A 26266-nucleotide genomic window follows, 5' to 3' on the forward strand; every position below is an offset into this window, starting at 1 on the left:
CAAGCCCTCGACGCCTGCACAAGATCGTGCTGACACGCGCTCTCTGTCCGGCATCCCGCACATCAGGTTCAGGCCTGTGACGCTCCGCGGCGCACCCTCATCGCGATCCGACGACCGCGCTACCGCCCACGGAGCGAGGTTCACACCCGGGTGGCATGGCCAGAATCTCGGCCTGGTCGGCAGCATCACGGAAAGCCATGGCGGCATCGAAGTCCTGCGCGGACACGCGCGAGGTGATCCCTGCTTCCGAGCACGCCAGATAGCGCTTGAGCCCCTGCACCGTCCGACAGACATACAGCAGCTCCGGGAGCCTGAGCGTCAGCAGCGCTGCGGTGTCGGGCTGCAGCGTCCGCGGGCGCGAGCGTGTGGTCTCGCCCATCAGCACCAGACCGGCCGGAGTGGGCCGCAGCGGCGTCGCCAGATGGTGCGCATGCAGCACGCTGATGCCCTCCCCGACCAGGTGCTCTGGCGCGCGGCGCAGTGCGGACAGGTCCGAATGGAACCAGCGTGTGAGGTCCTCACGCATCACGGGCCGCTGGGGCCGGCAGGGGTGAAGCAGTTGCTCCCCTGCCGGGGTCGGCCGACCGTTGACCCAGCAGACGCGCAGCAGGTGCTCGTGATCGCCAGGAAAGTCCCGCTCGAGGATTGCCAGGCGCAGACGCATCAGCTCCGCATTCGAAGCCATGAGGTCCGCCAGTTGTTCACGGATCAAGGGGTGAAACGCCTTGAGCCGGCCAAAGGGGATGGACACTGCGGCCTCCAGGAAGCTGTCCGGGCCCTGGGGGCATTCCGGGAGCCTCGACCGCCGAAACTGATAGTCGAGGCGTCCATTGGCCGCTCGAAACAGGGCAATCTCGTTGGCAGTGCCTTGCGGCCGTCCATAGACGGTCACCCGGTCCTCGTGGTGCACACGCAGGCAATGCGCCCGGAACCGATGCGTCAGCGGCAGGCGCGCCAGCAGCGTGGGGACCAGATGATCAAGCACGACCGACCAGCCGCCGCCCCGCAGCACCTGCTCCGCCTGCGCAAGCGTGGCCCCCTGTACGCCGCCGGAGTCAGGCGCAAAGGCGGGGTCCGGTTCCATGCCGCCTGGTGGAAGGAGCGCTGCGCGGTGCCTGGCTGCCCAAGGCGGCTCGTCAGGCGTCCGCAGGATGGGCGCCGGGCACCGGCGGCCGGCGGGGGTCTGCAGCCAGTCCGCAAGCTCCTGTCTCAAAGCCATGCCGTTCCCGCCCGCGCCAGGGGCAGACGCTGTCATGCGCCGCGGATCCATCGCCCTGAATGCCACCAGGGCCAGCGCCACGACATCGAAAAGATCGTCGGGTGAAGGCGCGAAGCTCGTCGCCGGCGCGTCACCCGCCCCTGCCCAGACGCCGGGGTGTGCAGTTTCCCACCGCGCCTGCAAGCCGTGCAGCGGCTGGCCGCCGCTCATGATGGTGCGAGGCCCCACGCGCAGGACGCTGAGCCCGGACAGCCAAGGCACAGCGCCGGGAACAGGCGGCGACGCGTCCGGCGCGTCGTCCCACACCACGGTGGCTGCTGACGGCCAGCTGGGACATCCGGGCAACACAAAAGGCAGCCACTCACACAAGGACCGTTGATGATGGACGGGGAAACGGAACTGTCCATCGGTCAGGCGGGACCGCAACGCTTGGGTCGCTTCGTTCCCTCCGGTCCGTCCGGAGGCTCCTTCGGCCTGCGCATTCACCGTCTGCGCACCCTCCAAGGAGGGCACCGCGTCATTGGCCACGACAGGCTCAGCCCGTGAGTCGCTGAACGGGATTCTTGAACTGGTGTACATGACATCCCTCATGCATGCGGCGACGCTCAGGGAAGCACGTGACTGCCCTGATGCACCACCGGGATATCCAGCGACTCGGCCTCCATGGCATCGTCCTTGAGACGGTGTGCGTCCGGAAGTGCCTCAGGCGGCAGCAGAGACTTGAGCCGGTATTCAGTCACCCTCAGGTAGGCCAGCAGGCTCTGATTGGTCCGGTATGCATAGAGCAGGCCCGGAAGCATGAGCGCCAGAAGTTCTGCAGCGTGCAGCGGCAAAGGGGGCACATGGCCACCCCGGCCGCACCCTTTCAAGGCGTTGCCGGCCAAGGTGAGCCGCAACGGGGACGCGACGCGATGGGCGTCCAGCACGCTGATGCCGTCCCGCGCAAGATTCTCCGGCGTGCGCAGCAGGGACGAAGCCGTGCTGTGGAACCACCGCATCAGGTCGGTCCGTCCCACGCTCCGTTGAGGCCGACTGGGATCCAGCAGCTGTTGCCCCGCCGGAGTGGGTTCGTTATTGACCAGGCACAAACGCATGAGGATTTCATGATCGCCGGGGAAGTCGCGCTCGTGCAGCGCCAGTCGAATGCGCATCGGCATCGGGTTGGCTGCCATCACCTCCGCCAGCTCAGCACGGAGGCGGGGATGTTGCGTTTTCAGTTTGCCAAAGGGAATCTCCAAAGCAGCCTCCAGGAAGCTGTCCGGACCCGGGGGGCATGCGGAGGGCTGCCGCTTGCGGTCGCACCATTCCAGATGGCCGTTTGCCCGTCGATACAGGGTGACCTCGCTGCTCGAGGTGGTGCGCTTGCCGCATTGCATCTCTCTGCCCGCATGGTTCACACGCATACCTTCCACGTGCCAGGGGTGAAAGCCGGGTAGCCGGGACAGCAACGTAGGAACCAGATGATCCAGCTCGTGGCTCCAGCCGCCGCTGCGCAAGGTATGAATGGCCTGGTGGAGTGAGTCGACCGGCCAGGACGGCTGCGCCATCAGCGACGTCGACGTCGCCTGTGATGCGGCTTGCAATGGGTCTTGCCAAGAGTCTTGCCATGGGTCTTGCCATGGGGTCTGCGGCAGGACCTGAGACGTTCTGGGAGCTGCCAGATGGACCGGATTCGCCATCTCGGCCTGAAGCGCCTGCGGCGCAGGGAGTGCCTGTAGCGACGCACCCTGCCATCCCGATCCGGCAGCCGACACCGCAGGACGCGGATCCGGCGCCAGGAGCCTTGGACGTTTGGCGCCGCGCTCTTCCCATCCGAAAAAGGACGCGTCGGTGGCGAGCCACGGACCCATCGTCAGGCGTCCTGCCTTCGTTCGCATCCAGTCCGCCAGCTCTTCCCTCAGCGTCATGCCGGTCAGTGTGCCGTGCCGCGGAAAGGCGCCCATGGCCACGGCGGAGCGCTGCGCCAGAGCCAGTGCCAAGGCATCGAAGAGATCGCCCGGGCACGTGGTGAAGCTTCTGGGCGGCAATTGGCTCGTCACACCGCTTTCCCCCGGAAACGCTTCGTCCCATCGGGCCACCAGCCCCTGCATCATGCAGCCATTGACAATGACCATGCCGGGACCGACCCGCAGGACCCGTTGGGAGGGCTCACACCGCCAGGGGGGCGACCCAGCGACAGGAAAGTCAGGTCTCTCGTCCCAGAACAGTGCCACATCGAGCGGCCAGCTCGGGCAGTTCAGCAGCACCGTCGGAAGCCATTCGCACAACGGCTGATCCTCATGCGGGGGAAACCGGTAGCGGTCGTCCATGAGCCGGGAGACGAAGTCGGCTGCGGGGCCGTATGAGGCGCCATCAGCAGGGCCGGATATCGGTGAGGGAGCGGGCCTGGCAGCCAGTGCAGAAACAGGTGGGGGAACGGCTGCAAAAGTGGGGGCAACAGTGGGGGCAACAGTGGGTGAAGAGGTGGGTGAAGAGGTGGCTGGAGAAGTCGGGCCTGATGCGAGCCTGGCCATGGGGCTGGCCACGGGCGGAGGCACGGCGACCAGGGAGGGCGGCGCCACCTCGGGTCCGGTCCATGAATCTGCCAGCTGGGGCGGCGCCGAGGTGTCGGCACCCTGAAAGCCAGAATATGGATACATCAGAATCTCCCTGTTCTTTGCGCTCGGCTCGGTGCATTCGATGGAACAACCGCGCCGTGCCTGCCCGATGTGTCAGGCACAGGAGGCATCGGGTTCAGATCTGGAGGCAGGCGGGACCCCATCCTGCGGCATGACCAGCCGCTCGGCCTGTGCAGCGGCGGTCGCGAAGTCGCGGGCCGCTTTCAGTGCTTCGGGGGACACCCTTGCTTCGAGCGTGGATTCGGAGGTGCGAAGGTAGGCGACGAGACGAAACCCATTGCGGTAGGCGTAGTACAGCCCTGGGAGGGTGTGCACGAGCAACTGTGGCAGGTCCTGCTGCGCCAGTTGAGGGCAGGCATTCATGGGATCGCCCTTCAGGATGTTGCCCGCCACCGTCGGCCGTAGGGGCGCCGCAAGGAAGTGCGCATTGATCACGCTGATGCCCTGGGCGGCCAGAGCCTCCGGCGAACGCTGCAGGGCGGACGCCGTGGGCGCATACCAGCGCTGCATGTCGGCGCGCTCAACGGGGCGCTGGGCGAGGGTGGGATCGAGCACCTGCCGTCCGGCGGCGGTCACTTCCCCGTTGACCAGGCACAGGCGCAACAGAAATTCGTGATCGCCAGGGAAGTGGCGCTCGAACAGCGCCAGACGCATGCGCATCAGCTGCGGATTGGTCTCGATGACGGTCGCAAGCTCGCCCCGGATGCCGGGAAAGGAGTCCTTCACCAATCCCGGGCGGAACCCCAGCGCTGCCTCCAGGAAGTGGTCCGGGCCGGCCGGACATTCCGAGCTGGTGGATGTGGTCAGTTGAAGGTGCAACTGTCCGGATTGAAGCCGGTGGAGATGGACTTCGTATGGGCTACCCAAGCGCCGGCCGTAGAGGGTGGTGTGACCCCCGTGGTTCACCCGCATCCCCTCCCTGCGAAACGGGTGCCCGAAAGGCAGGCGGACCAGCACCGTCGGAATGAGGTGGTCCAGCGCAGGGCACCAGCCGCCTTCCCGCAGGGTGTGCAGGGCCAGCGCGAGGGTGTCTGTCTGGGGAAGAGGCTGCAGGAGGGGCGCCGCGAGGCCCCCGGGCTGAACCGGTGCCACCGGCACATACGGACTCAGCGTCGGATTGTCCTCGCGTATGACGGCGACCATCTCGCTGATCACGCTGACCGCGTCGCCGTGCAGCCAATGTGGGGGTATCTGGCCCGACAGGCGCTGCGACGCCAGCTGCGGTATTGCCAGCTGCTGGCCTTCAGTCCTGCGCAAGCAGTCCGCCAGTTCGCGGCGCAGGGTCATGCCGGTCATCAGGCCCGGGGCAGGAAACGTCCCGGTGAGCGCAGCACTGCGCTGCGCCAGGGCCATCGCCAAGGCATCGAAGAGATCGTGCGGCGGCGCGATCCAGCAGGGGGGCAGTGGCGCGCCTGCGGGTCCTGCCCCCTCCCACTGCGCCACCACGCCCTGCAGCAGGTAGCCGTCCTTCGTGTGCGCGCCTGGGCTCAGGCGCAGCGTCGGTGGATGGAAAGTGCCAGGCCAAGCTGCGGGGGCGGCGCAAGCCCGGTCGGCGGATGCATCCCAGCGCAGGAGGACCCCGGCGGGCCAGCTGAAGCATGCGGGCAGCACGGACGCCAACCACTGGCCTAGCACCGGACTTTCATGGATGGGGAACCGGTAGCGGTCGTCCATGAGCCGCCCGACAAACTCCGCGCTGCGATCTGCCCCGGGCCGGTCCACCCGCCCGGCGGCAGTCATGCCGTCCGATGGGCCGACGGAAGACGGCCCCGCCGACGAGGACCATTCTGCGGACGCGTGAGGCATCGTCGATGCGTCAGCGACCTGAAAACCGGAATACGGATACATGACAAGCTCTCTGCACGCTGTTGCAAGACCGCGCAAGCACTGGCCTCTCTGTCACGCGATCGAGGCTTCGGGTTCGGCATCCGTCTGCGCAGGGACACCCCGGGCGAGGCTCGCCCCGAAGCTTGCAGAAAGCCTTCAGGGTCCTGTCCCCAAACTGTCGTGTACGTACTAGCACGATAGGCGTGTGCAGGACCGACTCCGACCATGGGCGCATCGACCGGCCCACCGGTCCAGGAGGAGAACCATCACATGAACCGACATCTGGCGCGAGGCCTTTTCCTCGCTCTGGTGGCGCTGGGCTTCGGGCTCGGATCGCTGCGCTACTCCATCGGCCGGCTGGACCACGCCGGCCCCGGCCTGTTTCCACTGGCCATCAGCGCCCTGCTGTTCCTGGTCGCACTGGGGACGATGGCGCGCGCGGCGGTCGAGCCGTCGGAGCGGCTGGAGGTGAAGGTGGGCAACATCGGCCTGATCCTGGGCAGCCTGTGCGCCTTCGCGCTGGTGTCCAAGCTGGTGAACATGTCCGCCGGCATCGTGGTGATGGTGTTCATTGCGACAGCCGCCGGGCGCGACTACAGCTGGATCCGCAACCTGAAGATTTCCGCTGGCCTGCTGGCCATCGCCTTCGGCTTCCAGCAGCTGCTGGGCCTGAACCTGCCGCTGCTCTGACATGGACGTCCTGAACAACCTCGCGTTTGGCTTCAGCCACGCCCTCACGCTGCAGAACCTGATGTTCTGCGCCATCGGCTGCATGGTCGGCACGCTCGTCGGGCTGCTGCCCGGGCTGGGACCGCTGGCCACCATCAGCCTGTTGCTGCCGCTGACCTATTCCATCCCCACCACCGGCGCGCTGATCATGCTGGCCGGCATCTACTACGGGGCCCAATATGGCGACAGCGTCAGCGCCATCACGATGAAGATCCCGCATGCCAGCAGCATCGTGGCCTGCATCGACGGCTATCAGATGAACCTGAAGGGACAGACCGGGCTGGCGCTGTTCACCGCCGGCATCTCGAGTTTCATCGGCGGCACCGTCGCCATCGTGGTGCTGGCCTGGCTGGCGCCAAGCCTCGGCGAAGTGGCCTTCCTCTTCGGGCCAGCGGACTATTGCTCCCTGATGCTGCTGGGCTTTTTGTGCGTCAGCTTCGTCACCACCGGGCATCTGCTCAACGGGCTGGCGATGTGTCTGATCGGCGTGCTCTTCGGTCAGATCGGGACCGACGTGAACAGCGGCATGGAGCGCTTCACCTTCGACCAGCCTTTCCTCGCCGAAGGCGTGGGGCTGGTGAGCGTGGCGCTGGGCTGCTTCGGCATTGCCGAGATTGCCAAGAACCTGGACGCCGGCAACGAACGCACGCCCTTCAACGGCAAGATCCATCTGATGCCGACCTGGCCGGAGTTCAAGCGCATTCTGCCCAGCGCCCTGCGGGGCAGTGCGGTGGGATCGTTCCTGGGCATCCTGCCCGGCGGCGGTCCGGTGATTGCGCAGTTTGCGGCGTATGCGCTGGACAAGAAGGTCAGCAAGTACCGGCATGAGATCGGCACCGGCGTGATCGAGGGCGTGGCCGGACAGGCCGCGGCCGACGAAGCGGCCTCCCGCACCAGCTTCATCCCCCTGATGAGCATCGGCATCCCGGAGAACCCGGTCATGGCGCTGATGATGGGCGCCTTCATCATCAAGGGCATCCAGCCCGGGCCCAACATGATCGCCGGCCATCCCGACCTGTTCTGGGGTCTGGTGGCCAGCATGTGGATCGGCAACGTCTTCCTGCTGGTGCTGAACGTGCCGCTGGTGCGCTACTGGTTGTCGGTCTTCAAGATTCCGTACAACGTGCTGTTTCCGTCGATCCTGTTCTTCTGCTGCATCGGCACCTTCAGCGTCAACAACAACCTCGACGACATCTTCGTCACCGCGCTGTTCGGCTTGTGTGGTTATGTGTTCATGCGGCTGGACATGGACCCCTCGCCGCTGATGCTGGGCTTCATCCTGGGCCCGATGCTGGAGGAGAACTTCCGTCGCGCGATGCTGATCAGCCGCGGCAAGTTCGACGTCTTTGTGCAGCGGCCCATCAGCGCGACGCTGCTGGGGCTGATGGCGGTGTTCATCGCCTGGCAACTGGTGGGCTTTGTGCTGCAGGCGCGGCGCAAGGCAGCGGCCCGCAGGCTCGCGTCCGGGCCCGCGGGCCCGGCGCCGATTGAAGCAGCACCGATGGTGCCGGTGGGCGCCGAAGCCGCAGCGGGCGCGGGCACCGGTTCTCCCCCTGCCGGCGTCTGATGGGGAGAGGAGCGGCTCCGCTCCTCCCACCTTCAGGTGGCCAGCATGCCCTTCTCTTCGATGAACCGGACCACCTGATCCAGGCCCGCCTGGGTCTTCAGATTGGTCATCACAAAAGGACGGGTGGGCCGCATCCGACGGGTGTCCGCTTCCATGACCTCCAGATTGGCGCCCACATGCGGCGCCAGGTCCGTCTTGTTGATCACGAAGAGATCACTCTTGGTGATGCCGGGCCCGCCCTTGCGCGGGATCTTCTCGCCTGCGGCCACGTCGATGACATAGATCGTCAGGTCGCTGAGTTCCGGGCTGAAGGTGGCCGCCAGGTTGTCACCGCCGGACTCGATGAACACAACGTCCGCGTCCGGGAACTGGCCCAGCATCCGGTCAATGGCTTCCAGGTTGATCGACGCGTCTTCGCGAATGGCGGTGTGCGGGCAGCCGCCAGTCTCCACCCCCATGATGCGCTCCGGCGGCAGTGCGCCGCTCACCGTCAGCAGGCGCTGGTCTTCCTTGGTGTAGATGTCGTTGGTGATGGCCACCAGGTCCCATCGCTCACGCATGGCCTTGCAGAGCATCTCCAGCAGCGTCGTTTTGCCGGAGCCGACCGGCCCGCCGATGCCGACGCGCAGCGGGGGCAGCCGCTTGGTGCGGCCAGGGATGTGGTGAAGAGAGGTGCTCATGATCGGAACAGTCGGGAGTACTGGGTTTCGTGACGGGCAGACAGGATGGACAGCATCGGCGCGAATAGCTGACGCTGCGTCGGCGGCGTGGCGAGCGCGGTGGCGACCGCCTGCGGAATGTCGGCGGCCAGGCGGGTCAGCACACGCTGCCCGGCGGTCTGGCCCAGCGGCACGGCCTTGAGGGCGGCCTGCACCTGGTTCTCGGCCCAGCCGAAGGCCTGGGCCTGCAGGGCCTGGGCCAGCGGGACGTCAATGGTGGACAGCGCCAGGGCCATGACCAGGATGTAATGCGGCGGCGATGGCGCGTGCGTTGCAAGGGTGGCGAACGCAGTATGGTCCGTCGGCGCCCTCATCAGGCGCTCCATGAGGGCGAGCTGCCCGGCGGAGGCCATGCCCTGCGGACGCAGCCAGACCATCAGCGACTGCCCCATCTGTTCACTTTGCAGCCGCGCCTCGGCGCTGTCCCGCGTCTGGCGAAGCCAGGCGGCGACGCTGGTCAGCGTGGCCTCGTCACCGCTTTGCCACGCAGGAATCGCCTGAGCCAGAGCGGCGAGGTCGCCGCGGGCCATCAAGGTCAGCTGATGGGACAACCAGTGCGCCGCGCTTGCATCGTCATGAACGAGGCCGTGGTCGACCGCGGCCTCCAGACCCTCGGAGTACGAGAACGCGCCAATCGGCAAGGCCGGCGAGGCCAGCCACATCAGGCGCAGCAGCGGCGCAATGGCGTCAGTGCTGGTGCCCATCGCCGTGCGAGTGATCGTGGCCATGGTTGTGACTGTGGCCGTGCTCATGGCCGTGCTCGTGGCCGTGATCGTGCCCGCAGCCCGGCCCGTGAACATGCGGTGCGGGCGCAGCTTGAATGTTGATCGTCTTGCGAGCCGGCGTGGGCGACGCGCCGTGACCATGGGCGTGTGCGTGGTCGTGGTCGTGGGCATGCGAGTGTCCGGGGGCATGGCCATGCCCGCCCGCAGCGTAGGCGCCGTTCTCCGGCTCAAACGCCTCGTCCACGGGCTTCACGATCAGATGCATCGCGCGCAGCATGTCTGCGAGCACATGGTCCGGTTCGATCTTCAGATGATCCGGCTTGAGCTCGATCTGCACATGGCGGTTGCCCAGGTGATAGGCCGCGCGGATCAGGTCAAACGGCGAGCCATGGGCCGTGCAGGCGGTGATGCGCAGCAGCGGCTGAGGCGCTGCAGCGACTCGCACCAGCGACCCGTCCTCGCCCACCAGCACATCGCCGCCGCGCACCGCCGTACCGCGCGGCAGGAACACCCCGAGGGTGCGCCCCTGGCTGTCGGTGGCCTGGAAGCGGCTTTTCTGGCGGGTATCCCAGTCCAGAGTCACCACCGCTGCCCGCTTGAGCAGCACCGACGCGAGCCCCTGACCGCCGGCCAGGAGTTTGGAAACTTGAATCATCGAACAACCTGTGAGTGTGAGTAGCGATGGCGACGGCGCCAAGGGGGGATTCTGCGGGAAGGCGCCCGGATCCAAGCCCGCATCCCCGCCGACTTCAACGCCCCCCCTCAAAACAGAAAATATCGCTGCGCCATCGGCAGCACCGTCGCAGGTTCACAGTGCAGCAGCAGGCCGTCCGCCCGGACCGCATAGGTCTGCGGATCCACCTCCATGCGCGGCGCGTAGTCATTCAGGATCATGTCCTTCTTTCCCACTCCGCGGATGCCCTTCACCGCCACCGCAGTCTTGGCCAGCCCGTAGCGCTGCTGCACGCCGGCCGCCAGTGCCGACTGCGACACAAAGCTCAACGATGCCCGCGCCAGCGAGCCGCCAAAGCTGCCGAACATCGGCCGGTAATGCACCGGCTGCGGCGTCGGAATCGAGGCATTGGGGTCGCCCATGGCCGCCATCGCAATCACCCCGCCCTTGAGAATCAGCGACGGCTTCACCCCGAAGAACGCCGGCTTCCAGATCACCAGGTCCGCCCATTTGCCGACCTCGATGCTGCCCACCTCATGGCTGATGCCATGCGCAATCGCAGGGTTGATGGCCAGCTTGGCCACGTAGCGCTTGACCCGTGCGTTGTCGTGCCGCTGCGAATCCCCCGGCAGCGCGCCGCGTTGCAGCTTCATCTTGTGGGCCGTTTGCCAGCAGCGCAGGATCACTTCGCCCACACGGCCCATCGCCTGCGAGTCCGAGCTGAACATGCTGATCGCGCCCAGGTCGTGCAGGATGTCCTCGGCGGCAATCGTCTCCTTGCGGATGCGGCTCTCGGCAAAGGCCAGGTCCTCTGCAATCGCCGGATCCAGGTGATGGCAGACCATGAGCATGTCCACATGCTCGTCCAGCGTGTTGATTGTGTAGGGCCGCGTGGGATTGGTCGAGCTTGGCAGCACGTTGGCCTCGCCCACCACCTTCAGGATGTCCGGCGCATGGCCCCCGCCCGCCCCCTCGGTATGGAAGGTGTGGATGGTCCGTCCCTTGAAGGCCGCCACCGTGTCCTCCACAAAACCGCTCTCGTTGAGCGTGTCGGTGTGGATGGCCACCTGGGTGTCAGTGGCTTCCGCCACGTCCAGGCAATTGCTGATGGCCGCTGGCGTCGTGCCCCAGTCTTCATGCAGCTTCAGGCCGATGGCGCCGGCATCGATCTGCTCGGTCAGCCCCTCGGGCCGGCTGGCATTGCCCTTCCCCAGGAAGCCCAGGTTCATCGGGAAGGCGTCCGCCGCCTGCAGCATGCGCTCGATGTGCCAAGGTCCCGGCGTGCAGGTGGTGGCAAAGGTGCCGGTGGCCGGACCGGTGCCGCCGCCCAGCATGGTGGTGACACCACTGGCCAGCGCCTCTTCGATCTGCTGCGGACAGATGAAGTGGATGTGGGAATCGATGCCGCCGGCAGTGACGATGTGGCCCTCGCAGGCGATGACTTCGGTGCCGGGCCCGATGATGATGTCCACCCCCGGCTGCGTGTCCGGATTGCCCGCCTTGCCGATGGCCACAATGCGGTGGTCCTTCAGGCCGATGTCCGCCTTGATGATGCCCCAGTGGTCCAGGATGACCGCATTGGTGAGCACCGTGTCCACCGCCCCCTGGTCCCGGGTGCGCTGCGATTGCGCCATGCCGTCCCGGATCGTCTTGCCGCCGCCGAACTTCACCTCTTCGCCGTAACCACCGGCGCGCAGGGTCAGGTCCTGCTCCACCTCGATCACCAGCGCCGTGTCGGCCAGCCGCAGCCGGTCGCCGGTGGTGGGGCCGAACATCTCGGCGTAAGCGCGTTTGCCGATGCGAGCCATCAGAGCGTTCCTTGAATCAGACCACGAAAGCCCCAGATCTCACGGGCGCCGCCAATCTCCACCAGTTCTACCGTGCGCTGCTGGCCCGGTTCGAACCGGACCGCCAGGCCCGACGCGATGTTCAGTCGCATGCCACGCGCTGCGGCGCGGTCGAACTGCAGCGCCGCGTTGGTCTCGGCGAAGTGGTAGTGGGAGCCGACCTGGATCGGACGGTCGGACGCATTCACCACCGTCATCGTGCGGGTGGGCCGTCCGGGGTTGAGCGTCAGCTCACCCTCATCCGTGAGCAGTTCTCCGGGGATCATGCCCACACCATGCGGGTGAGCAGGCCCAGTCCCAGCAGCGCCACCGAGGCACCGGCCAGGCGCGACCACTCCGGCGCCAGGCGGCGCAGGGTCAGTCCGAGGCCCATGCCGACGGCGTGAAGCACCCACGTGGCGCCCACCATGCCGATCAGCGCCTGGAGGCCTTGCAGCTCGGCCCCATGCGCCAGACCGTGGAAGACGGCAAAGGCGCCCACCAGCGCGATCGATGCCAGCGGCGCGAGCGTCCAGCGTGCGGCCGCCACCAGCCCCAGCACCAGCACGGAGGCGGCGACCATCGGCTCCACCAGCGACGCCGCTGCCGGCATGCCGGCCTGAGCCATGGCCACGCCCGCGAGCGCGCCCATCAACAACCAGCCCGCGAAGGCCAGTGGCGCCACCAGCATGCGGCGCCCCTGCTGGGTCAACGCGCTCCACAGGCCCACGGCGAGCATCGCCGCCAGGTGGTCCAGGCCGGTGAACGGATGCAGGAAGCCCGCCGAGAGTCCGTGGTCATGCGGCAGGCCTTCGCCCGCATGGGCCAGGGCCAGACCGGGCAGCATCAGCAGCGCGGCGGTCAGACAGACGCCGGGGCGGCGGGACAGGATCGTGGGCATGGCGGGCGTCCTTGAAGGTCGATCGTGGTGGGGGCAGGCCAGGTCAGGTCCGGCCGGGTCGATTCGATGTGATTCGGTGGGCAGCAAGGGATGAGGGAAGCGGTCGGTGCAGGCGGGTCCGTCCGTCGATCAAGCAATCAGCCCATCAGGCGATCGGCTGATGCACCGTCACCAGCTTGGTCCCGTCCGGGAAGGTGGCCTCCACCTGGATGTCCGGAATCATCTCGGGCACGCCGTCCATCACGTCGTCCCGGGTGAGCAGTTCGCGGCCTTCCTTCATCATCTGCGCCACGGTCTTGCCCTCGCGGGCGCCTTCCATCACGGCGGCGCTGATGAAGGCTACCGCTTCCGGATAGTTCAGCTTGAGCCCCTTGGCCTTGCGGCGCTCGGCCAGCAGCGCCGCGGTGAAGAGGAGCAGCTTGTCTTTTTCGCGGGGGGTGAGTTCCATGGCGGTGACCTAGCAAACCCCATGCCGAAGCCGGACGGTTTCGGCATGGAATGTGCATTCGGGGTTCCCCTGTCATGGACGCCGACGCCCCTTCGTCCCCTTCCGCCGCATCCTCCGCTCCGCAGCACATCATCAAGCTGCGGCGGGACTACAACGCCTGGGTGGCCCACGAGACGCTGGAAGACTATGCCCTGCGCTACACCCCGCAGCGCTTTCGGCGCTGGAGCCTGCTGCGGGTGGCCAACACCGCCTTTGGCGCGGCGTCCTTCCTGATCCTGGAAGCTGTCGGCGCGACGCTGCTGCTGCACTACGGCTGGACCAATGCCGCCTGGGCGATCCTGGCCACCGGGCTCATCATCTTCCTGGCCGGCCTGCCCATCAGCGTCTATGCCGCCCGGCATGGCGTGGACATGGACCTGCTCACCCGCGGCGCCGGCTTCGGCTACCTGGGGTCCACCCTCACCTCCCTGATCTACGCCAGCTTCACCTTCATCTTCTTTGCGCTGGAAGCGGCGGTGATGGCCTATGCGCTGGACCTGGCACTGGACATCCCGCCGCAGTGGGGCTACCTGATCTGCGCCCTGGTGGTGATCCCGCTGGTCACCCACGGCATCTCCGCCATCAGCCGCCTGCAGCTCTGGACCCAGCCGCTGTGGCTGGTGCTGCTGATCCTGCCCTTCGGCTGGGTCGCCTGGCGCCAGCCTGGTGCATTTGCGGACATCACGACCCAAACCGGGTCACAGTCCGGCACCGCCGCCTTTGATCTGCACGCCTTTGGTGCGGCGCTGACCGTCGGCGTGGCGCTCATCACGCAGATGGGTGAGCAGGCGGACTATCTGCGCTTCATGCCGCGCCAGACCGCCGACAACCGCCGCCGCTGGTGGGCCGCCGTGCTGCTGGGCGGGCCGGGCTGGGTGGTGCTGGGGGTGCTCAAGATGCTGGGCGGCGCGCTGCTGGCCTATCTGGCGGTGAGCCATGCCGTGCCGGCCGAGCGCGCGGTGGATCCCAACCAGATGTATCTGGCCGCCTACGAATATGTCTTCCCCCGCTACGGCTGGGCGGTGGCGGCAACGGCGCTGTTCGTCGTGATCTCGCAGCTCAAGATCAACGTCACCAACGCCTATGCCGGCTCCCTGGCCTGGAGCAACTTCTTCTCGCGACTGACCCACAGCCATCCGGGGCGCGTCGTCTGGGTGGTGTTCAACACGCTCATCGCCTTCATGCTGATGGAAATGAATGTGTTTGATGCGCTCGGCCATGTGCTGGGGCTCTACGCCAACATCGCCATCGCGTGGATCATGGCGGTGGTGGCGGATCTGGTGATCAACAAGCCGCTGGGCCTGTCGCCACCGGGCATCGAGTTCAAACGCGCCCATCTGTACGACGTCAATCCGGTGGGCGTGGGGGCGATGGCCCTGGCCTCGGCGCTGTCCATTGCGGCGCATCTGGGGGTGATGGGGTCGCTGGCGCAGGCGTGGTCCGCGGTGATTGCGATGGTGACGGCACTGGTCACGTCCCCGCTGATTGCCTGGGCCACCCAGGGGCGCTACTACCTCGCCCGCAAGACCACCGCGGCCGACCTGGGTTTGAGTTCGGACAGCACCGAGCTGCGCCGCTGCGTGATCTGCGAGCGCGACTACGAAGGCCCCGACCTCGCCCACTGCCCGGCCTACCGCGGCCCCATCTGCTCGCTGTGCTGCACGCTGGATGCCCGCTGCGGCGATCTGTGCAAACCGCAGGCGCGTCTGTCCGCGCAGTGGTCCCGGCTGATCCGCCGCCTCCTGCCGCGCCGCAGCTGGCCCTATCTGGACACCGGGCTCGGCCACTACCTGCTCCTGATGCTGGTGATCACGCCAGTGCTGGCCGCCATCTTCGGACTGCTCTATCACCAGCAGCTGCAGCAGTTGCCGCTGATGGACGGCGACGCGGCGCGCGCGCTGCAGCAGGGTCTTTACAGCGGCTTGCTGAAGGCCTTCTTTGCACTCCTGCTGGTGGCAGGGACGGTGGCCTGGTGGCTGGTGCTGGCGCATCAGAGCCGGGAGGTGGCGCAGGAGGAATCGAATCGCCAGACCCAGGCCCTGATGCGCGAGATCGATTCCCACCGCCGCACCGACGAAGCCCTTCAGGCCGCGCGCCAGCAGGCCGAGCGCGCCCAGGCCTCGGCCGAGGCGGCGAACCAGGCCAAGAGCCGCTACATCAGCGCCATCAGCCATGAACTGCGCACGCCGCTGAACAGCATCCTCGGATATGCCCAGCTGATGGCGGCCGATGCCTCCCTCGCGCCGCAGCGCCGTCAGGCGGTGCAGGTGATCAAGCGCGGCGGTGAACATCTGATGCGGCTGATCGACGGCACGCTCGACATCGCCCGTATCGAGGCCGGCCGCCTGAGCCTGGAGCCGGCCCCGCTGCGCTTCGCCGACCTGCTGCAGGACCTGGTGGACATGTTTGAACCGCAGGCCGGCGCCAAGGGACTGGCCTTCCGCTTCGAGTCCTCCGGCGCGCTGCCGACCTGGGTGCGGGCCGACGAACAGCGGCTGCGGCAGATCCTGATCAACCTGCTGGGCAACGCCATCAAGTTCACCCGCGAGGGCGCGGTGACGATGAAGGTGCGGCATGGCCGCGAAATGGCCACGGTGGAAATCACCGACACCGGCCCGGGCATGGACGAGGCGGAACTGGCGCGCATCTTCGAACCCTTCACCCGCGGGCGCAGTGCCGGGGGCGTCGGCGGGAGCACGCCCGGCGCCGGTCTGGGGCTGACCATCGCCCGCATGCTGACCGAGCTGATGGGCGGTGAGCTGACCGCCACCAGCGTGCCGGGCCATGGTTCCACCTTCCGGGTGCGCCTGTTCCTGCCGGAGCTGCATGGCCGCATTCCGGACCGCGAGCTGCCGCGCAGTCTGGTCTCCACCCACACTGCGCGCGGCGGCGCGGGCGCAGGTCAACAGCCTCAGCGGCTGCGCATCGATGGAGCGGCTCCTCGCCTGCTGGTGGTCGACAACGAAGCGGAAGACCGCCAGCTGCTCATCCAGCTGCTGGAGCCACTGGGCTTCCTGGTGCGCGAGGCCAGCAGCGGCCACGACGCGCTGGACCTGGTGGCGGCAGGCTGGGTGCCGGACGCCGTGCTGATGGATCTGGCCATGCCGGGCATCGACGGCTGGGAGACCATCCGCCGCCTGCGTCAACGACTGCCCGGGCTGGAGGCGGTCGCGGTGGTGTCGGCCAACGCCTTTGAACGCGGCCAGGACAACGATGCCGGCATCAGCCCCAGAGACTTCATCCTCAAGCCGGTCCGCCACGAATTGCTGCTGGACTGGCTGGAGGAGCGGCTGGCGCTACGCTGGATGGCGGCGGAGCCATCGCCCGACAGCGCGGGGCCGCCCCCCGCGCCCGAGGCGCCGCCGCAGGGCCACCTGAACGGCCTGCGGGACGCGCTGGCCCTGGGCTATTACCGTGGCGTCCTGCAGCAGCTGGACCAGATCGAAGCGGCGGACGCCCGCTGGCGCCCCTTCTGCGAAGCGCAGCGCGAGCTGGCCCGCCAGTTCCAGTTCGAGGCCATGCTGCAGGCCCTTCCTCCCGTGTGCGACGACGCTGCCCTGACATGAACCCTGCCCTGCCCGCTTCCGTCACCGCCCTGCTCGATCAGCAGCAGGGCGATCGTGTCCTGCTGGTGGACGATGTGCCCGACAACCTGTCGCTGCTGCACGATGCGCTCGATGAGCACGGCTACACCGTGCTGGCCGCCACCAGCGGCGAAGCGGCCCTGATGCGCGCCCAGCAGGCCCGCCCCGACATCGTGCTGCTGGACGCAATGATGCCGGGCATGGACGGCTTCGAGGTGGCGCGCCGGCTGAAGGGGGATCCGGCGACGGCGCACATTCCCATCATTTTCATGACCGGGCTGACCGAGACCGAGCATCTGGTGGCTGCCCTGCAGGCGGGCGGCGTGGACTACGTGACCAAACCGCTGGACCCGCGAGCGGTGCTGGCCCGCATGCAGGTGCATCTGCAGGGCGCGCGACAGGCGCGGCAGACACGCCAGGCGCTCGATGCCTTCGGCTACGCCAGCATCGCGGTGCGCGCCAGCAGCGGACGGCTGCTGTGGCAGACGCCGCTGGCGCGGGAACTGCTGCAGCTCTACTACGGCACGATGGCGCCCACCACGCCTGCACCGGTGCTGCAATGGCTGCGTCGCTGCCTGGAAGGCATGTCCGGCGCGGAGGCGGCCGGCACCCCACCCACCGAACCGCCGCGCCTGACGGCAGAACTGGGCGCACGGCGACTGAGCTTCCGGCTGCACCACTGCATCGGCGGCGAGGACGGTCCCGGACCGGGCGGGGATTGGCTGATCGTGATGCGGGAAGTCTCGGACGCGGCGGTGATCCGGTCGCTGGGCGTGTCCTTCAACCTCACCGCGCGGGAGGCCGAGGTGCTCTACTGGGTGGTGAAGGGCAAGATCAACCGGGACATCGGCGACATCCTCGGCGCCAGCCCGGCCACGGTGAAGAAGCACCTGGAGCGCATCCACGCCAAGCTGGGCGTGGAAACGCGGACCGCCGCAGCATCGATGGCGCTGACGCGTGCCCGGGAGATCCATCCGCAGTGGGAGCTGTGAGCGCGGCGACCGCGACGTGCCGGTGGACATCGGAGCCCCTCACCCGGGCACCTTGAGAGCCTCCCAGAGCCCGTTCAGACCGACGTCACGGTGGTGGTGGGCGACGCGGGTCCCGACGTGCCGCCACCGGACGAGGAATCCGCCGAGACGATGGAGGGCGCCCGCTGTCGTGCACCCAGACGCAGGCCGGGAGTGGTCGGTCGGTCCCGCTCGTTGAGGACGCGCACCAACTGCACCGGGCCATCGTCATCCGCAGCGACGGCAGGTTCGGCGTCATTGCCGGCATATTGCACCGGTCCACATGCGCCATCGGTCCCTGGATGCCGCCGCCCTGTGGCCTGCCCCTCCTCCATCGCCGCCAGCGGGTCCAGCGTCGGCGGCGTGAAACCGCGCGCATGGACCGGGTCAGTCCAGAAGGGATAGGTCAGCACGGTCAGTGCAGCGGCGGACAACTCCGTCAGCCAGTCCGCCGCCGCGAAGGCATGCGCCTCGCCCACCACCGGACGGAGTGCCCGGGTCAGTGTGTGGTCGGCCAGCAGGGTGTCGTAGAGCTGGTTGAAGGCTGATACGAAGCAGCCGCGCGCCGCCATCGTGTCCCAATGCAGCGGCGTCTGCACCGCCTCGGACAGAGACCCCTGGCCGATGCGCAGTCGCGGCAGCGTCGAGGCGCCGTGGCGGGTGATGTGATTGGCATACAGCAGCGACATCAGGTCGACCGATTCACCGGCCGCATTGGCCAGGCTGCGTACCACCAGACCGGGCCACAGCAGGCTGCTGGCGCTTGCGTCCGGCGCCGCGGCAAATGCGCGGCTGACCCCCAGCTGATTCACTGCGTAGGCCCCTCCCGCTGCGACCAGTGAGCGCCGGGTCGGCCCGCTATCCGGATCGGACGTCATCGGGAACAGGGCCTGGGCGGCATCCCGCAACAACGGGTAGAGCACCACCTCGGCCAGGCGCAGGCCGGGGCTGGTCAGGGTACCGGTGGCCAGGGCCAGGCCGCCGACGCCGATGGACAGGCCCATCAGCACCCCACGCGTGGCGCGGGAGTACGGGGTGGCGTCCTTGTGCTGCTCGTCCCGCCACAGCAGCATCAACTGGCCGAGGACCGGCAAGCCCATCGCCCCGGCACCGATCGCCGTTCGAGTCAGCTCGGAGGTGCCCTGCGCCAGGGCCAGATCGATGGCCCGCCCGACCGCCTGGCGTGCGAAGGTGGTCAGCCCGACCGACCCCAGGGACCGTGCCGTTGTGTGCGCGAAGTTGAGCGCCGTGCGGGTGGCGCCATGCGCATCCATCCGGTCCCCGAGCTGCCGCAGGCCCGCGAGCAGTGCCATGAGGCGACCGCTCACGCCCTGGGCGGGCGGCTCGCCGGCAGTGGCCTCATGCATCGCGCGCTGCAGCTCGGGCGGCAGGTGACGGGGCTGGCCCGTCTCGAAGTAGGCGTCCACGGCTCGGCTGAGCGTGGGGGATTCGATGGGGTCGTCGCCGAAGGCCGTGTGCAGATCCAGGCAGACGCTGCGGCTGCAGTCCGACCGCAGTTGCCGCATCTGCTGCTCCAGCGTCTGCACCTCCCCGGGCTGGCACCGCTCCGCGGCCGCCTGGACCCAGCGCAGGGTGTCGGCAAATGTCGCGTCGCGTTGGAGATGGGCCGTGTCGCCCAGGGATGACCGCCTGCATGGGTCGGCACGGCGGGCGGTCTGGCCGTCTTGCGCAGTCGAGCGGGCGGGGCTGGCAGCGGTGGCGTGGGCGGGCCAGGGGTCTACCGCGATGGCAGGGCCGCTCGCAGGCTCATCCTCGATGTCGAGGACCACATCGCCGGCGTGCGGCGGGAGGGCGCGGTAGGAGGTGGGGCTGCTGTGCATGCCCCGTCAGTCCGCAGCCCTTGGAGCCAGGTTCAGCGCGCTGGGGGTTCCCCCCGGGTGGGGGCCCCGGGGGAAGGCCGCGGCGCAGGGCCGGGCCGTCAGGGCTGGCCGTCAGGGCTTGATGCGCAGCTGCGTGCCTTCACGCGCGTCCGCCACGCGCTCCTGGCCGCGAGCACCCACCTGGTAGTACACCTTCAACCACTTGGTGTCGCCCACTGCCGGGTCGCGGTCGGCCAGGCTGTTGTTCACCTTGATGTCCAGCACGCCGCCACGGCTGAGATAGCGGATGCGGTCGGTGACGTCCAGCTGGCGGTTGCCGGTGCCATAGGTGGCGCGGTTGATGATCAGGCGGTTGTCCGACTGCTCCGGACGTGGTTGCTGATAGCCGCCGCCAGGGCGGCCGTCCCAGCCGCCGTTCCACTGGCCGTCGCCCCAGTTGCCCCGGCCCCAGCCGGTGAAATTGTTGCCATCGACCCAGTCGCCTTCACGGTAGTCGAAATTGCGGATCTCGCCATTGCGACCGCGGGCGGTGATGCGCAGCGTCTTGCGCGCGCCGACGGCCGGATCTTCACGGAACAGCTCGTTGGCCAGCTTGAAGCGGCGGTCCGCACGGGCCAGTTCCTTCAGGCGGCCGGTCACGTCGATGTTGCGGTCGGCCGTGCCGTAGCGGGCTTGCAGGATGGCCCAGTCGCCGTCGTCCTGTCCGTCATTGTTGTTGCCGTAGCCGCCATTGCCACCGGACCCGGGGCGCGGGCCGTCCCAGCTGCCGTTCCAGTCATGGTGGCCCCAGTCGCCGCGGCTCCAGCCGGTGAACTTGCTGCCGTCCACCCAGTCACCTTCGCGATAGTCAAAGTTGCGCCATTCGCCGTTGCGGCCCTTGGCGATGATGCGCAGGGTCTTGCGGTCGCCGACGGCAGGGTCTTCACGGAAGAGCTCATTGCGGACCTTGAACGAACGGTCCTCGCGGGCCAGTTCCTTCAGGCGGCTGGTGACATCGATGTTGCGCTGGGCTGTGCCGTAGCGGGCGTTGACGATCTGCCAGTCGCCGTCATCGTCGTTGTAGGCGAATGCAGTGGAGGCGGTCAGCAGTGTCAGGGCCACCAGCAGCCAGCGGCGCAGCCACTGCGGCAGCAGGGAGACCGGTGCGGGCCCCCGCGTGGCAGCCGTGCGGGAAATCGAAGAAGTCGGGCTCATGAAGCCGGACGAAGCGGAAAGTGCCTTCAAGGAAGTGCTCCGGAAATCAGATGGACGGATTGTTGCTTCAACGGATGAGCCCGCCACCGGGTGGACCGGAGATGTTGCACAGGTGTTACAGGGCGTCTGCGCGACGCAAGTCTGTTGAGCCTGGGGATGGACAGACGCGCCGACGTACGCCATCCGCCGTATAGGTGGGCGGCAGCCCGCTCCCTAGCATCCAGGTGTTCCTTCACCCTTCCTGGAGCTCTGACATGTCTGCACCGATGTCCCCCCGGTCTTCCCGTCGCCACGCCGTCAAGGTGCTGGCCGCTGCCAGTGCGCTGGCTGGCCTGAGCCTGACCGCCCTGCCCGCCTTCGCCGCCGACACCATCAAGGTCGGTGTGCTGCACAGCCTCTCCGGCACCATGGCCATCTCGGAGACGGTGCTCAAGGACACCGTGCTGATGGCGATCGACGAGATCAATGCCAAGGGCGGCGTGCTGGGCAAGAAGCTGGAGCCGGTGGTGGTGGACCCGGCATCCAACTGGCCGCTGTTTGCGGAAAAGACCCGTCAGCTGCTCACGCAGGACAAGGTGGCCGTCATCTTCGGCTGCTGGACTTCGGTCTCCCGCAAGTCGGTGCTGCCGGTGGTGGAGGAGCTCAATGGCCTGCTGTTCTATCCGGTGCAGTATGAAGGGGAAGAGCTGAGCAAGAACGTGTTCTACACCGGCGCGGCCCCCAATCAGCAAGCCATCCCGGCGGTGGACTACCTGATGAGCAAGGACGGCGGCGGCGCCAAGCGCTGGGTGCTGCTGGGCACCGACTATGTGTACCCGCGCACCACCAACAAGATCCTGCGCGCCTATCTGCACAGCAAGGGCGTGAAGGACAGTGACATCGACGAGAAGTACACCCCCTTCGGCCATAGCGACTATCAAACCATCGTGGCCGACATCAAGAAGTTCTCGGCGGGTGGCAAGACGGCGGTGGTCTCCACCATCAACGGCGACTCCAATGTGCCTTTCTACAAGGAGCTGGGCAATGCCGGCCTGAAGGCCAAGGATGTGCCGGTGGTGGCCTTCTCGGTGGGAGAAGAGGAACTGCGCGGCGTGGACACCAAGCCGCTGGTGGGCCATCTGGCGGCGTGGAACTATTTCATGTCGATCAAGAACCCGACCAACGATGCCTTCATCAAGAAGTGGTCGGCCTATGCGAAGGCCAAGAACATTCCGGGCCACAAGGACAAGCCGCTGACCAATGACCCGATGGAAGCCACCTACATCGGCATCAACATGTGGAAGCAGGCGGTGGAGAAGGCCCAGAGCACCGATGTGGACAAGGTGATCGCCGCCATGGCGGGCCAGACCTTCAGCGCGCCGTCGGGCATCACGTCGAAGATGGACGAGAAGAACCACCACCTGCACAAGTCGGTCTTCATCGGCGAGATCCGCGCCGACGGCCAGTTCAACGTGGTGTGGAAGACGCCGGCACCGGTCAAGGCCAAGCCCTGGAGCCCTTACATCGCCGGCAATGAATCCAAGCCGGACGAACCGGCCAAGAAGTAAGCCGGTGTCCTGGGGGCCGGCCAACGGCCCCTGTTCTCTCTGGCGCTGTTTGCGCGCCAGGGGACTGTCTCGTTGGGAGTCCATCATGTTGTCACGTCCGGCCTGGCCGTTCTCAGGGCTTGCCAGCGCCCTCGCCCCCTGGCTGCTGGCGCTGGGCTGCGCCTTGCCGGGCCTGGCTCAGGCCTTGACCCCGGCGCAGGCCCTAGCGCTGGCCCAGGGCGAGACCGACGAGCGCATCGCCACTCTCAATGCCTTGGTCGCACAGCCACAGCCCCAGCCGCGTGATGCGCTGGTCCTGACGGCAATGGCCGAGGAACGGCTGAAGCTCGTCGGCACCCGCGTGCTGGTGCAGGACGGCGATCAACTCACCGATGCGGTCACCGGCGCCGTGGTGACACCGGCGCCGGAGGGGCTGGGAGATGTGATGCTCAACAACCGGTTGCGGGGAGAACTCGACGGTGCACTGGCCAGCCTGCGCCTGGCGAGTCCCGAGCCGAAGGAACGGCTGGCTGCCGCGCGCGCCCTGCTCGATGCCGGGGTGGACGAAACCAAGGCGCCGCTGCTGGCCCGGGCGTTGGCCGCCGAAAAGGACGACACCGTCAAGGAGGCCCTGGCGCTGACTCAGGCCGCCGCGCTGGCCGGCAGCGCCGATGCGGCCAAGCGGCTGCAGGCGGCACGTCTGCTGGGCGAGTCTCACAGCCCGGAAACGCGCCTGCTGCTGAATCAGCGCCTGGCTGACGAGCAGGACCCTGCGGTGCTGGCCGCGCTGCGCAAATCTCTGGCGCAGGTGGAATCGACCCTGGCCTGGGGCGAGCGCGTCGGCGCGCTGTTCACTGGCGTGAGCCTGGCCAGTATCCTGCTGCTGGTGGCGCTCGGCCTGGCCATCACCTATGGCCTGATGGGCGTGATCAACATGGCGCATGGCGAGCTGATGATGATCGGCGCCTATGCCACGTACCTGGTGCAGGTTGCCTTCCGCCAGTGGCTGCCGCCGGAATGGTTCGGTGCGTATCTGGTCGTGGCGGTGCCGGCGGCCTTTCTTGCATCGGCCGCGGTGGGCGCCCTGCTGGAGCGGACGGTGCTGCGCTGGCTCTACGGCCGGCCGCTGGAGACCCTGCTCGCCACCTGGGGCCTGAGCCTGATTCTGATGCAGGCGGTGCGCAGCCTCTTCGGCGCGCAGAACGTGGCGGTGGAAAGCCCGGCCTGGATGGCCGGCTCCCTGCACCTGCTGCCGGGGCTGGCACTGCCGACCAACCGGCTGGTGATCATCGTGTTTGCGGTGGCGGTGCTGGGCGGCATGGCCCTGCTGATCGGCCGCACCCGCCTGGGCCTGTTCGTGCGGGCGGTGACGCAGAACCGTCCGATCGCCGCCTGCATGGGCGTGCCGACGGCGCGCGTCGACACCTACGCCTTTGCGCTCGGCTCCGGCCTGGCGGGCCTGGCGGGCTGCGCGCTCAGTCAGGTCGGCAATGTGGGGCCGGACCTCGGTCAGAGCTACATCGTGGATGCCTTCATGGTGGTGGTGCTGGGCGGTGTCGGCCAGCTCGCCGGCACGGTGCTCGCGGCCCTGGGCCTGGGACTGGCCAACAAGGCGCTGGAAGGTGTGGTGGGGGCCGTGCTCGCCAAGATCGCCGTGCTGGTCTTCATCATCGTCTTCATCCAGAAGCGTCCGCAGGGGCTGTTTGCGGTGAGGACCCGATGAACTGCACATGCCCTTCGTGGGCCCCGGCCTTACGGCCATCGGCCCGTCTCCCCTTGCCGTCCCCGCTGCTGTGATGGACCGCCTCATGACTTCCTCCCCCTCCGCTTCGACCTCTCCGACCCTGCTGCTGCCCACGCCCCCCGCTCTGCTCAGCCGCGGCGGCTGGATCGGTCTGGCGCTGGCGGTGCTGCTGGCCTGCCTGGTGATGCCGCTGCTCAACCTGGCCGTGCCACCGGAGCATCCGCTGCATCTGGACGGCTACTGGGTCAGCCTGCTGGGCAAGTTCTGCTGCTACGCGCTGTGTGCCCTGGCCATGGACCTGATCTGGGGCTTCACCGGCATCCTGTCGCTGGGACACGGCCTGTACTTCGCGCTCGGCGGCTACGTGATGGGCATGCACCTGATGCGCCAGATCGGCACCGACGGCCAGTACCGCAGCGAGTTGCCGGACTTCATGGTGTTCCTCGACTGGAAGACCCTGCCCTGGCACTGGACCCTGAGCGACAGCTTCACCGCCACGCTGCTGCTGGTGCTGCTGGTGCCGGGCACCGTCGCGTTCGTGTTTGGCTTCTTCGCCTTCCGCTCACGCATCCAGGGCGTGTACTTCTCGATCATCACCCAGGCCATGACCTATGCGGCGATGCTGCTGTTCTTCCGCAATGAAACCGGCTTCGGCGGCAACAACGGCTTCACTGACTTCAAGCGCATCCTGGGCCTGTCGATCACCACGCCGGGCATGCGCATGACGCTGTTTGTGCTGAGTGCGCTGTGTCTGGTCGCGGCCTTCCTCGGCCTGCGCTGGCTCACGCGCGCCAAGTTCGGCCGGGTGCTGAGCGCGGTGCGGGATGCCGAGTCGCGGCTGATGTTCTGTGGATATTCGCCGCTGCCCTACAAGCTGGCGGCCTGGGTGCTGTCGGCGCTGCTGTGCGGCGTGGCCGGTGCGCTCTATGTGCCGCAGGTCGGCATCATCAATCCCAGCGAAATGAGCGTGGCCAACTCGATCGAGATCGCGGTGTGGGCGGCCGTCGGCGGGCGTGGCACGCTGGCGGGCCCGATTGCCGGCGCCTTTGCCGTCAATGGCGCCAAGAGCTGGCTGACCCAGGTGGCGCCGGAATTCTGGCTGTATGTGCTGGGTGCTCTGTTCGTGGCGGTGACGCTCTTCATGCCGGACGGCATTGCCGGCCTGGTCAAGCGGCTGCGCCGCTCCCGCAAGGAGGCCGCATGAATCCCGACCTGCTGGAGCAAGGGGCGGAGCGGCTGGCGCGGGCCAGCGGCCCCGGATATGGCCGTCTGGTGCAGCCCGGCGCGCTGGACCTGACCCACGGCCGCATCCTCTACCTGGAAGACGTGCATGTGAGCTTCGATGGCTTCAAGGCCATCAACGGACTGTCCATCGACATCGCGCCCGGCGAGCTGCGCTGCATCATCGGCCCCAATGGCGCCGGCAAGACCACGATGATGGACATCATCACTGGCAAAACCCGGCCCGATACCGGCACCGTCTTCTTCGGCGGCACCATCAATCTGCTGCGGCACAGCGAAGCCGAGATTGCCCAGCTGGGCATCGGCCGCAAATTCCAGCGGCCGACGGTGTTCGAGGCGCTGTCCGTCTACGAGAACCTTGAGCTGGCCCTGCAAGGCGACCGGCGGCTGCGGGCCTCCGTCTGGGGGCGGCTGAGCGGTGCCCAGCAGGACCGGCTGGCGGAGGTGCTGACTCTCATCCGCCTGGCCGACCAGATGTCGCGCCCGGCCGGGCTGCTCAGCCACGGTCAGAAGCAGTGGCTGGAGATCGGCATGCTGCTGGTGCAGGACCCCAAGCTGCTGCTGCTGGATGAGCCGGTCGCGGGCATGACCGATCAGGAAACCGAACGCACCGCCGAGCTGATCCTCACCCTCAAGGGCCGGCACAGCATCATCGTGGTGGAGCACGACATGGGCTTTGTGGACACCATCGCCGAGAAGGTCACCGTGCTGGCCGAAGGCGCGGTGTTGGCCGAGGGAACGCTGGCACAGGTGCAGGCGGACGAACGGGTGATTGAAACCTATCTGGGACGGTGAGCCACGTGAGCACAGACCATCAAGCCTCCACCAGCGACG

General features: G+C 67.6%; 20 protein-coding genes. 8 read left to right on the forward strand and 12 right to left on the reverse strand.

Going from position 1 to position 26266, the window contains the following annotated elements; all coding sequences use genetic code 11:
- Positions 1 to 97 precede the first annotated feature (97 nt).
- The 3 genes from FHS28_RS08735 to FHS28_RS08745 form a co-directional block, all read right to left on the reverse strand.
- Positions 98 to 1084 (reverse strand): hypothetical protein, encoded by a 987-nt coding sequence (locus tag FHS28_RS08735; RefSeq protein WP_088450414.1) that lies wholly within the window; start codon positions 1082 to 1084, stop codon positions 98 to 100.
- Positions 1085 to 1824: 740 nt separating this feature from the next.
- Positions 1825 to 3528, reverse strand: a complete 1704-nt coding sequence (locus tag FHS28_RS08740) for a hypothetical protein (protein ID WP_088450416.1) — start codon at positions 3526 to 3528, stop codon at positions 1825 to 1827.
- Positions 3529 to 3930: 402 nt separating this feature from the next.
- Positions 3931 to 5511 carry a hypothetical protein gene (locus FHS28_RS08745; protein WP_088450418.1) on the reverse strand — a complete coding sequence of 527 codons (1581 nt, stop codon included), beginning with the start codon at positions 5509 to 5511 and terminating at the stop codon, positions 3931 to 3933.
- Between the two features lie 423 nt (positions 5512 to 5934).
- On the opposite strand from FHS28_RS08745, the gene FHS28_RS08750 reads away from it, so the two are divergent.
- On the forward strand, positions 5935 to 6354 hold the full coding sequence (locus FHS28_RS08750) for a tripartite tricarboxylate transporter TctB family protein (RefSeq protein WP_088450420.1): 420 nt from the start codon (positions 5935 to 5937) through the stop codon (positions 6352 to 6354).
- Between the two features lies 1 nt (position 6355).
- Positions 6356 to 7960, forward strand: coding sequence for a tripartite tricarboxylate transporter permease (locus tag FHS28_RS08755; RefSeq protein WP_088450422.1), 1605 nt, complete (start codon positions 6356 to 6358; stop codon positions 7958 to 7960).
- A 32-nt stretch (positions 7961 to 7992) separates the two neighbouring features.
- Here the strand turns inward: FHS28_RS08755 and ureG are convergent, their stop codons facing one another.
- The 7 genes from ureG to ureA form a co-directional block, all read right to left on the reverse strand.
- Positions 7993 to 8640 (reverse strand): urease accessory protein UreG, encoded by a 648-nt coding sequence (gene ureG, locus FHS28_RS08760; RefSeq protein ID WP_088450424.1) that lies wholly within the window; start codon positions 8638 to 8640, stop codon positions 7993 to 7995.
- Positions 8637 to 9407 (reverse strand): urease accessory protein UreF, encoded by a 771-nt coding sequence (locus FHS28_RS08765; protein ID WP_246409750.1) that lies wholly within the window; start codon positions 9405 to 9407, stop codon positions 8637 to 8639. The genes ureG and FHS28_RS08765 overlap by 4 nt, the downstream gene beginning before the upstream one ends.
- On the reverse strand, positions 9367 to 10059 hold the full coding sequence (gene ureE, locus FHS28_RS08770) for an urease accessory protein UreE (RefSeq protein WP_088450426.1): 693 nt from the start codon (positions 10057 to 10059) through the stop codon (positions 9367 to 9369). Before ureE ends, FHS28_RS08765 begins: the two co-directional genes overlap by 41 nt.
- Before the next feature lie 107 nt (positions 10060 to 10166).
- Positions 10167 to 11885 (reverse strand): urease subunit alpha, encoded by a 1719-nt coding sequence (gene ureC / locus FHS28_RS08775; RefSeq protein WP_088450428.1) that lies wholly within the window; start codon positions 11883 to 11885, stop codon positions 10167 to 10169.
- Positions 11885 to 12190 (reverse strand): urease subunit beta, encoded by a 306-nt coding sequence (locus FHS28_RS08780; RefSeq protein WP_088450430.1) that lies wholly within the window; start codon positions 12188 to 12190, stop codon positions 11885 to 11887. Before FHS28_RS08780 ends, ureC begins: the two co-directional genes overlap by 1 nt.
- Positions 12187 to 12804, reverse strand: coding sequence for a HupE/UreJ family protein (locus FHS28_RS08785; protein WP_246409753.1), 618 nt, complete (start codon positions 12802 to 12804; stop codon positions 12187 to 12189). The genes FHS28_RS08780 and FHS28_RS08785 overlap by 4 nt, the downstream gene beginning before the upstream one ends.
- A 145-nt stretch (positions 12805 to 12949) precedes the next feature.
- Positions 12950 to 13252 carry an urease subunit gamma gene (gene ureA, locus FHS28_RS08790; RefSeq protein ID WP_088450432.1) on the reverse strand — a complete coding sequence of 101 codons (303 nt, stop codon included), beginning with the start codon at positions 13250 to 13252 and terminating at the stop codon, positions 12950 to 12952.
- A 74-nt stretch (positions 13253 to 13326) separates the two neighbouring features.
- Between ureA and FHS28_RS08795 the strand changes: the two genes are divergently transcribed.
- Positions 13327 to 16857 carry a hybrid sensor histidine kinase/response regulator gene (locus FHS28_RS08795; protein ID WP_246409756.1) on the forward strand — a complete coding sequence of 1177 codons (3531 nt, stop codon included), beginning with the start codon at positions 13327 to 13329 and terminating at the stop codon, positions 16855 to 16857.
- Entirely contained in the window at positions 16854 to 17867 is a 1014-nt protein-coding gene (locus FHS28_RS08800) for a response regulator (RefSeq protein ID WP_088450436.1), read from the forward strand. The genes FHS28_RS08795 and FHS28_RS08800 overlap by 4 nt, the downstream gene beginning before the upstream one ends.
- Before the next feature lie 74 nt (positions 17868 to 17941).
- On the opposite strand, the gene FHS28_RS08805 is transcribed toward FHS28_RS08800, so the two are convergent.
- Entirely contained in the window at positions 17942 to 19726 is a 1785-nt protein-coding gene (locus FHS28_RS08805) for a hypothetical protein (protein WP_088450438.1), read from the reverse strand.
- A gap of 111 nt (positions 19727 to 19837) precedes the next feature.
- On the reverse strand, positions 19838 to 20950 hold the full coding sequence (locus tag FHS28_RS08810; protein ID WP_184294415.1) for a DnaJ-like protein C-terminal domain-containing protein: 1113 nt from the start codon (positions 20948 to 20950) through the stop codon (positions 19838 to 19840).
- Positions 20951 to 21174: 224 nt separating this feature from the next.
- Between FHS28_RS08810 and urtA the strand changes: the two genes are divergently transcribed.
- The 4 genes from urtA (at position 21175) to urtD (ending at position 26227) form a co-directional block, all read left to right on the forward strand.
- Entirely contained in the window at positions 21175 to 22467 is a 1293-nt protein-coding gene (urtA, locus tag FHS28_RS08815) for an urea ABC transporter substrate-binding protein (RefSeq protein WP_246409759.1), read from the forward strand.
- Positions 22468 to 22552: 85 nt separating this feature from the next.
- On the forward strand, positions 22553 to 24169 hold the full coding sequence (gene urtB, locus FHS28_RS08820) for an urea ABC transporter permease subunit UrtB (RefSeq protein ID WP_088450444.1): 1617 nt from the start codon (positions 22553 to 22555) through the stop codon (positions 24167 to 24169).
- Between the two features lie 85 nt (positions 24170 to 24254).
- Complete coding sequence (gene urtC / locus FHS28_RS08825; RefSeq protein WP_088450692.1) at positions 24255 to 25394, forward strand: urea ABC transporter permease subunit UrtC; 1140 nt, start codon at positions 24255 to 24257, stop codon at positions 25392 to 25394.
- A complete protein-coding gene (urtD, locus tag FHS28_RS08830; RefSeq protein ID WP_088450446.1) occupies positions 25391 to 26227 on the forward strand; it encodes an urea ABC transporter ATP-binding protein UrtD in 837 nt (278 codons plus the stop codon). Before urtC ends, urtD begins: the two co-directional genes overlap by 4 nt.
- Positions 26228 to 26266: the final 39 nt, after the last annotated feature.

It is taken from the genome of Roseateles terrae (genome assembly GCF_014192155.1).
In the GTDB taxonomy this organism is placed as follows: domain Bacteria; phylum Pseudomonadota; class Gammaproteobacteria; order Burkholderiales; family Burkholderiaceae_C; genus Roseateles; species Roseateles terrae.